The sequence below is a fragment of the Peribacillus sp. YIM B13482 genome, from assembly GCF_042787975.1.
GTDB lineage: Bacteria > Bacillota > Bacilli > Bacillales > DSM-1321 > Peribacillus > Peribacillus simplex_A.
This window is the reverse complement of the sequence record NZ_JBHZPF010000059.1, coordinates 19868-27312: the sequence shown is the minus strand read 5'-3', so window position 1 is coordinate 27312 and position 7445 is coordinate 19868. Positions and strand designations below refer to the sequence as shown.

General features: G+C 32.5%; 7 protein-coding genes and 1 pseudogene. 5 read left to right on the top strand and 3 right to left on the bottom strand.

The features are described from left to right. Positions 1 to 92 precede the first annotated feature (92 nt). Both ACFX4L_RS21475 and ACFX4L_RS21470 read right to left on the bottom strand, forming a co-directional pair. Positions 93 to 635, bottom strand: coding sequence for a hypothetical protein (locus ACFX4L_RS21475; RefSeq protein WP_377406138.1), 543 nt, complete (start codon positions 633 to 635; stop codon positions 93 to 95). Positions 636 to 652: 17 nt separating this feature from the next. Further along, positions 653 to 1348, bottom strand: coding sequence for a hypothetical protein (locus ACFX4L_RS21470; protein WP_377406136.1), 696 nt, complete (start codon positions 1346 to 1348; stop codon positions 653 to 655). 1271 nt (positions 1349 to 2619) lie between these two features. Between ACFX4L_RS21470 and ACFX4L_RS21465 the strand changes: the two are divergent. The 4 genes and pseudogenes from ACFX4L_RS21465 to ACFX4L_RS21450 all read left to right on the top strand — a co-directional run bounded on the left by ACFX4L_RS21465 (position 2620) and on the right by ACFX4L_RS21450 (position 4909). After that, positions 2620 to 3465 (top strand): annotated as a pseudogene (locus ACFX4L_RS21465) (ETX/MTX2 family pore-forming toxin). Positions 3466 to 3611: 146 nt separating this feature from the next. Then, entirely contained in the window at positions 3612 to 3782 is a 171-nt protein-coding gene (locus tag ACFX4L_RS21460; RefSeq protein WP_377386263.1) for a hypothetical protein, read from the top strand. A gap of 14 nt (positions 3783 to 3796) precedes the next feature. Then, positions 3797 to 4063 (top strand): hypothetical protein, encoded by a 267-nt coding sequence (locus ACFX4L_RS21455; RefSeq protein ID WP_377386260.1) that lies wholly within the window; start codon positions 3797 to 3799, stop codon positions 4061 to 4063. Positions 4064 to 4135: 72 nt separating this feature from the next. Further along, positions 4136 to 4909: a TraX family protein gene (locus tag ACFX4L_RS21450; protein WP_377406133.1), complete on the top strand. Its 774-nt coding sequence runs from the start codon at positions 4136 to 4138 to the stop codon at positions 4907 to 4909. Between the two features lie 1205 nt (positions 4910 to 6114). Here ACFX4L_RS21450 and ACFX4L_RS21445 read toward each other — a convergent pair. Then, positions 6115 to 6741, bottom strand: a complete 627-nt coding sequence (locus tag ACFX4L_RS21445; protein ID WP_377386277.1) for a hypothetical protein — start codon at positions 6739 to 6741, stop codon at positions 6115 to 6117. A gap of 261 nt (positions 6742 to 7002) precedes the next feature. On the opposite strand from ACFX4L_RS21445, the gene ACFX4L_RS21440 reads away from it, so the two are divergent. Beyond that, complete coding sequence (locus ACFX4L_RS21440; RefSeq protein ID WP_377406131.1) at positions 7003 to 7242, top strand: hypothetical protein; 240 nt, start codon at positions 7003 to 7005, stop codon at positions 7240 to 7242. Positions 7243 to 7445: the final 203 nt, after the last annotated feature.

The following is a 7445-nucleotide window of genomic DNA, read 5'->3' as shown; positions in this document are numbered from 1 at the left end:
GAGAATCGTCTTTTTTTAATTTGATTTACCGTACTAGTTAGAAAAACGTGAGTTTTTCAGCAGCCTCCTCAATGAGAGGGGCTTTTACACAATTATAAGCGGTTTAAGTTTAATAGCTTACAAATATCCTCAATTTGTTTTAGTTCGTGTTTATATTTAGGCAACATTAAATCGTTAGTTAATATTTCAAAGAAATACTTAGCTTCAGATATAATTTTTGCAAAAAAACTATTTTTGTTGATTTTTATTTCTTTATTATCTACTGATAATACTACTAAATTTGAATCTACATCTTTTAAATGTATCTCAATTGGTTGGTCCGGGTAAAAACAAGATCCTTCTCCATAAGTAGAATAGTCGTCAATTACATTTAATAAATATGACCATAATGTTGTTAAGTCATCCCAATAGTTGTGACCCACTATTGTTTGATTATTAAAAGATAGGATTACTCCGCCATCTATTACAAGAATACCCTCTTGTATATAATCAGAAGGATTATCTTTAATAATTTTAACAAAAGGCTGCGGAGTTAAAGATAGATTAATAGTATAATCATCAGGATATTTAATTAGATCAGCTATATCAGTAACTTTTTTTGTTAAAATAAAGCTATTAATTTGCAAGGAGTTCATTTCTTTCTCACCTATTCTTATTTGGGATATAGTTGTTTAATATGTCCTTTGGTAATACCCAATACATATTTTACTCCATCTACGGTTCCAGTAACTTGAAATGTAGAGGTTGTTCCCTTTTTTGATAAAGTAGTTTTGTTTTGTTTTGCGATATTTAGTGCGAATTTTTTTACAGCGTTAACTGATAAATCAGGATTATAATATGTTTGTTTTGCTTTTACGCTACCATCCCAATATTTAGGGTGGTGTCTAGTTAACATATGTTTCATATCAGTTTTTGTTAGTTTAAAAGTATGACTACCTGTTTTATAAGTTCCTGTTGAGTACTTTGCTAAGGCATTAGTCACCTTTGAAGTAGGAGCCTTTTTGAATACCTTTTTACCATATTTTATTACATACTTGCCGCCTGTTAAAACAAGTCGTGCTACAAGTCCCAAAATTCTGGGTTGTAGATCTGTCACAATAGCGCTATCTAATTCTATTGGAATGTCATCCCAGTTTATTTCATCATTATTGGCCTCTAAATCGAGTGTAACATCATCCCAGTTTATTTCTTCAATTTCATTTAATAGTTCTTGTTCACTTTCATATTCGACCCAATTATCTTCATCAATATATGTAGATGAAGAATCTTCTATACCATTTGCTAATCCAGGTGGAACAATGGTGAAAAATAATGAAAATGATAGCAATAAGATAATAATTTTTTTCATATAACCCCTACTTTTTCATAATAATGCTACATTATCCTAATAATTACAATTTGTAAACTAATGAACAATGTTTAAATACTCGGAATATTTCTGTAAATAGCTAGTCCGAAATAGAAAAATCCCTCCATTATAGACAGGTTAGTGTGCTATCTTTCTCCGTCTACTTTTGGGGGATCATATCATTATGACAGGGGTTATTTTTGTTTTAAATTATTTGTCTAACCTTCTTAACTAACTCCGTAATATCAATGTCTTCGTTATAAATTACCTCATCTATTCTAAAATCATCACTAGCAGCGAATTTTATTTTAATCTGCTGAATCCATCCAAATGCAGCAACTGCAGCTGTCCAATCGGGATCTTTCTTAAAGTCTGAGTCTAAGACGGGAAACTTCCACTCTGCAAGAAATTAGTTTCTTTTGCATGCAAGTAAACCTTTATATTTATGTTCATTCATTTTTGCTCTTTTCGGTTTAGTTTAGTAATTTATACATATATTTTATATCAGTTGCTTAAAACATATGCGTTTATTTTGCCCACCACTTCATGATATTTTACTCTTGCTCATTGTGAATCTATTTGTGAAAAAGCTGTTGAACAGGCATTTGTGATGTTTTATGATTTATGGTAATACTAAGAAGTTTGTTCCGCACACAAGTTCACCCATGGGAACGCGAACAATATATGTCAATGTATTAATAGTTTCAAAGCCTTGGTATTACTGAGTTCTCAGTTACCAAGGCTTTTTTTATTTTTATAAAATGAAAGGTTTAAAAAATATCGAAAAAATTTATATCGGCCAAAAATTACGTGTGAAATAAGTAAAAGGGTTTGAGTCTCATATGTCCTTTTTAAAGTAAAAATAAAGCAAAATTGAAGAGGCAGAAATGTTGTCAACGTTTCTGCCTTTCACTATTTATTCAATTGCTTAATGACAGCTTTGGGACAGGCCCCTTAAAAAAGGATGTAAAGGATATCGGAAAATTTTAAAGAATATCAAATTATCAGTATAATCTCATAAAACCAACTAAATAACACATCAAAATTTCCGATACAATATTTGCGAATACATTTTATAGAAAGTATGTTTTATAGAGTCAAAAAAAACCATTTAAAGGGAGTGCTGGTCATATGAAAAGTAATAAAAAAAAATTAGGAAGAAAAATTTTAGCTCTTAGTACAATCGCATCTATTTGAGTGACATTTGCGACAGCCTCTCCAGAATTAACAGGTGCTGCTCAACCTGTTAAAATTCAACTAATGAAAAATTTATGGGTGAAGCAAAAGCAATACAAGACTGGAAAACCCCTTTGACTGAAGCTGAACTAGTTTATGGAAAGCATTTAGATAGTCAGCGAAAATATTCATATTCGGTCGGCGATGCTACTTATTTTATGAAGGATATTGAGTTTCATAGTAATGCAGTATCCCCAGACGGTCCACCTAACTTTACTGATGTAGGAGATGTATTTGTAGGACACGCAATTTTAAACAACGAACTTGATGAAAAAATAGATTTAAAAACAGATAGTTTCTCAAGAACGATTACAGATTCTGTTACTACTTCTACTACACATTGATTTAAAATTGGAGAGAAAACAACTGGAAAGATATCTTTACCAATAGGGGAATTATCGCAAGAAGTCTCTCTAGAATATAATTTTTCTACTACGAGTAGTGAAACAAAAACAGATAGTAAGACTTATTCAATTCCTTCACAAACGATTCCAGTTAAACCCCATTTTTCTGTTGAAGTAATTGTAATGTTAAATAGAAGTAAGGCTACAGGAAAAGTCAATCTCTTAACTAAAATGTCAGGAAATATTGCAGGTTGGAATCATTGTTATGACCCTTTACCTGGTGAAAAGGTTGGTAAAGCTTATGTACATAGCGGCTCTATAGCTAGTATGGTTAAGTATGCAAAAAATTTCGAGGAACTTCCAAATTTATCCGTAAACTCAGATAATACGATAAACTTAATCGGCAAAGGTACTTATGAAGCAGAACTCGGTACAGAATATTCGGTAACTGTAAGACCAATTGATAAAAAAGGAAGATATACGGGTGAAGATTACACATATACAGTTAAGCCAGAGGTTAAAACAGCAGAAAATTAAGATGCTGTTCCAATTTTCTAGGAGAGTACCTATTTAATAGAAAAGAAATTGCAAGTTAATTGTATTATATTTAAATAACTTAAAATAATGGTAAAAATAGGGTTATTTAGGTTTCATTTTCAAAATAAAAATAGGGGGTTTTTGAAATGAAGAAAATTTCAAAACTAGGTTTCTTATCAATTCTGTTAGTAGTTTTAATGTTTAGTAGTACTGTTGCGTTTGCGGAAGAAGGAGAAAGTATTGGTGTAACACCTGTTAATGAAGGGGGGGAATTACTGTTTTTGGAACTAGTACTCCATCTTCCTCTCATAATTTAGTAAAGAGCGGAAGAATGACATTTTCCGGTTCTGCTCAAGGATCAAATTTATACACAAATAAGTATTTTACAGGGAAATCTCAAGTTAAGCTTTCTGTAAAGAATAACCATTCTGCGACTTTAGCCTTAAAAGTATATAAAAACACAAGTATTTTCGCTGTATATTCTGAAACTTTGAAATCTGGAGAAACATTAACTGCATTTCCATCTGGTTTAGATAAAAGTGGACTATACTACATTAAATTTGTAACTCCAAGTAATTTTAGCGGATATGTAGAATAAATACATATTATAAAAACCTGAAAGACTAGAAGTGTTTTTTATTGATGCTTTTAGTAAATGGGGAGTATTCAAATGACTACTACACTACTTAAACTAATTGCATTAGTTTCTATGTTTATTGATCATACCGGGCAATTCATCCCTGATACTCCAGAATATTTTAGATGGATTGGGAGGTTGGCTATCCCAATTTTCATATATTGTGTTGTTTTAGGATACAAACATACATCTAACAGAAAGAAATACATGTTACGTTTGTATTTTTCAGGAGGTGGTATGGCCTTTATTAATTTAGGAATTAACATTGCCTATAGCCATACAGGGGTCATTATTACAAACAATTTCTTTGCAACTTTATTTGTAATTGTTCTAGTAATTTATTTATTGGATAAAAGGCAGGTAAAACTATATGTGTACTTTATTTTATGGCAACTGATTAGTACTATCTTATGTGTGCTCTTTTCAGAGATTATAGTGATTAATTTTCAAGCAGACCATTTATTTTATGGAGCAATATTAGGAAATATATTCTTTGTTGAGGGTGGTATTTTCTTTGTATTGCTGGGTATTCTACTTTATTTGTGTAGAAGTAAAGTAGGAATTACTATTGTATATATCATTTTTCACTTGATTATCTTTACTGCTTACGCTAAATGGGGAGTAGTCAAGGACGGTATTATAAATCATTTATTTCCGTTTAGTGATTACCAATGGATGATGATTTCTGCACTACTACTATTATTACCCTACAATGGGAAAAAAGGTACTGGATTAAAATATTTCTTTTATTTCTCCTATCCTATTCATATTATAATTCTTTTTTTGATCGGGATAAATCTCCGTTAAAATGTTTATAGATAAAATTTTAGCTAATTAGAAACTATTCTTTATTTTTAAGGAATTTTATAATTTAGGTCTTGAAAACGTATGATATTCACGTTTTGTTGTTGCTACCCATGGTGCGACCCCTTCTAAAAGTAAAAGGAGGCTAAAAAGGAATTGAATGGATACTATCATATTATGGTGTTAATCCTCTAGGATACTTTTTAAGCTCAAAGCCCTTCTCGTGTGAGAGGGGTCTGTTTTTTGTTTTAATTAGGTCTACCTTCTTAACCAACTCAGTAATGTCATTGTCTTCGTTAAAAATCACTTGGTTTTATACGGAAATCCATACTAGAACCCATTTCCCTATTAATCTGCTGTATCCATACACATATACAGCAACTGTGGATGTCCAATCAGGATCTTTCTTGAAATCTGAATTTAGAATTGAGAAACTTCAACTCTTTAAGAAATTAGTTTCTTTGGTATGTAAGTAAACTTTTATTATAATGTTCATAGTTTTATTCCTACATTCTGAGATATATTTTGAAGGAGTTAATACTATTTTGGAAACTGGACCATTTCAATATAATCATCTGTAACAAACTCATAATTATGATAATCGAAATCTTCCCAGTTTATATCTTCAAATGAATTTCGAGTTAGTGTAATTTTTAGACATTTTTTATCTGATGTGTTTCCTATTGAATCCGTAATAGGGAGTTGCCAAAATAGAGCAGCTTCTTCTACGTCTGCATTTTCAAACAAACTTTGAAATACTTGATTGCTATCTTCTAATATCCATTGGCTGTCATCTTAGCAGTGAGGTTTTCACTACCGGAAAGTGTAAGGATAACAATTTTATCGTCTTTAATATCGGTTCCCATATGCTCGTTGACCACTAAATTGAGGATTAAAGTCATTATCTTCGGTAGGGTGATATGTTATGTCATCTTTTAAGCTAACTGAAGAGCTTCAACGATTTTCCCGTCTTTACCAGTCCCTACTGAACACCTGCCTGAATATTCACTGTCCTTGACACTTCTTTCAACTGGTGAATTACTTTCAATACAGGCTGTTTTTTAATGAAGTAAATCTTTTTGTTTTTGGGTTCAATTTTGTAATTGGTAACCAGATGAAAATATTTGTTTTTATGTGAATAAGTCGAAAATATATAAAGGTGAACAAAACCTTGTATATTTTCGACTTTATGCAAAAGTACCAGTTTATCATTCACAACTGTACTTGAACTTAGGCTCTGTCTGAATATAAAAAGCATTTCTTACTTGTGCACTCCAATTTGCAAAGGCTGATCTCCATTCAGGAGTGTTAAAGAATTGATCTACAGTTTGAGTTTCAGAATGCCAAACTATAAATAGGTTGAGTGGGGCAATTCCTCCTGCCCAAATTCCATTATTTGCGTCAGTATCTTCTTCCCTTACTAATAATAAGGGTAGACCAAATTGAAAAGCCATTGAAGGTTCTACTTGTGAATAAACTGATCCTTCCCAGAACGGAGTGGATGGTGGAAGGGGGCCCTCATTGACGCCAACTGCCTTAATTTGAAAACGACGGAAGTTTACTGCCAACATTCCATAGCTTGATGAAACTAACCGACGAATATCGGTTAAAATGGATTCGGGATAGCTTTCGCTTAAAGGTAATGTACGTGGAAAAAGCAAAGCATTCTCAATCTCAAAAATTAGACGGTTTAGAAACTGTTGTTGGTTATCATTTAAATGAGTTGTCGTACTTAAAAATATGGGAATACGATAAGCACGGTCAATACATTCTTGGTGTGCCGATCCTATTTTTGCTTCATCTTTGCGTAAAGAGCTATGCTCATTTTTGCTCACTTTCACTTCATCCTTGCGTGAAGAGCTATCCTTTTTTTTGCTCACTTTCACTTCATCCTTGCGTGAAGAGCTATCATAATTTTTACTCACTTTCTCATCTCCTTTTTTTATTCTATATAGAAAAGGAATAAGTTAGCTTGGACATAGTTGCCTTGATGGCAACCATTTAGCCTTTAAGGCTAGTATTTTATCTTTTGGTTCTTTCTTTTTCCCTTTTGTTTTGATTCACCTCGAGATTTCACCTAATTTATCACGCTCTATTTGGATACATTTGGTGCCACTGTTGCCAAGAACCATGAGGATGGTGCTGATGCCACTGTTGCCAAGGTACGTAAGGATGTTGTTGGTGCCACTGTTGCCAAGAACCATGAGGATAGTGCTGATGCCACTGCTGCCAAGGTACGTAAGGATGTTGTTGATGCCACTGTTCCCAAGTATTGTGAGGATGGTGCTGATGCCACTGCTCCCAAGGTACAAATGAGGAATGTGATTGTCCATTAGGCATTAAATTCACCTTCTTTTTTATTTATTCTTCATAGTTTATGTATATTAGTTTTTAAAGAGCTTATCTCTACTAAATATAGGCGGTTTGCTGTTTTACAAATCAATTCTGCTGTAGACTCAGAAAGCTTTGACCTATAGAGTTATCCGAAATTAACGATTGAAGAAATTGGGGAATTAAGGGAAGTGATAAAAACCTTCTT